2 protein-coding genes are annotated in these 1,423 nt (G+C 47.2%); both read right to left on the bottom strand.

Annotation, left to right across the window (positions count from 1 at the left end; all coding sequences use genetic code 11):
- Window positions 1–578, bottom strand: a 578-nt coding sequence (locus R7D93_RS25340; RefSeq protein WP_318129561.1) for an SLC13 family permease, incomplete at its 3' end; no start/stop codon positions are given.
- Window positions 579–810: 232 nt separating this feature from the next.
- Window positions 811–1,423, bottom strand: a 613-nt coding sequence (locus tag R7D93_RS25335; protein WP_411976819.1) for an elongation factor 1-alpha C-terminal domain-related protein, incomplete at its 5' end; no start/stop codon positions are given.

Here is a 1,423-nt window from a genome sequence, read left to right as displayed (position 1 = left end):
AGCAAATAGCTCAGCGGAATAAGAATTAAAAGACCACCCGCTAAGACAGCCAAACCAATCATCGTCGGAGTAAAAAAGCTCAGACTCGGTAGCCCTGTATCTTCCACAAAGCTATTAATAATAAGGTTGGTCGAAGTACCAATAAGCGTTAATGTGCCGCCAAATATCGCCGCGTAAGAAAGTGGAATCAGTAGCTTAGAAGGCGCGTGCTGTTGATTGCGTTTAATCGCACCAATCAAAGACACAACAACGGCCGTATTGTTGGTAAAGGAAGACAGTAAGGCGGTCGATAACCCAAGCTTGGCGATCACACTGCCTAAATGACCTTCTGAAATACTACGGCTCACCCAACTGATCAGTAACGTTTTTTCTAATGCACAAGAAGCGAGAATCAGCAGGACCAAAGTTAACAATGATGAGTTGGTAAAGTTCGCAGCAATGGTCGTGGAATCCATCATTCCCGCCATGAAAGCAATAAAGGCTGCACCAGCAAAAACGTAGCTCGGCTTAATCTTAGTCACAAGCAAACAAGTGATAATGCCAAGCAAAAGCGCGAAGACGAATCCTTGTTCCCACATAGCCTTTCCTTACCAAACAGCCCGAAACGAGCGAAACAAACCGCAACACAACGACACTGTGTAGAGCGATAAAACAAGTAACCAGAGCAAAGCAAAGCGAAAAAGAGTGCCAGAATGCTCAGATTTTCTTGGGCTTCACTGAACATTCCGGTGTTAGAGGCAGCCTAACCGCATTTCGCACTCGGTTAGGCTGTGAACCTAGACACTAATAACGTCCCTAGGTTTACTGCCATTACTTCTTGAGTAACTGGCTTAGGTCTTTAGCTTCCCAATGCGGGAAGTGTTTGCGAACAAGGGCGTTCAACTCAAGTTCAAAGGCAGATACATCAGCCAAACCGCGTTCAAGCTCTGTTAAGCTTTCTTTCACCATGCCAGCGCCAACGGTCACATTAGTTAGGCGATCGATGATGATGAAACCACCGGTATCTGCGCAGTCTTGGTAATTGTCCAAAGCTACTGATTCATTGAGCGACCACTCACACAAACCAATGCCATTTAGAGGCAGTTCCGCAGCACCATGTGTCGACAAGTTATTGATGTCGTACTGGTGACGAATCGACTCTACGTGACCAACGGTCTTCTTACCTGCAATCTTGATGTCGTAATCGCGACCAGGTTGCAACGGCTGCTCAGTCATCCACACCACATCGGCAAGCAAATGGTTGGTGGTTCGCACTTGCGCGTTCTCCAGCACGATCAAATCACCACGGCTGATGTCAATTTCATCATTCAGAGTCAGCGTAACGGCTAGACCAGCTTGCGCTTCTTCAATGTCGCCATCGAAGGTCACAATGCGAGCGACCGTCGACGTTTTACCTGACGGCAATGCTTTGATGGCATCACCG

The organism is Vibrio sp. YT-15 (genome assembly GCF_033337445.1).
GTDB classification, from domain to species: Bacteria; Pseudomonadota; Gammaproteobacteria; order Enterobacterales; family Vibrionaceae; genus Vibrio; species Vibrio alginolyticus.
This window is presented reverse-complemented; position numbering and strand designations above follow the sequence as displayed.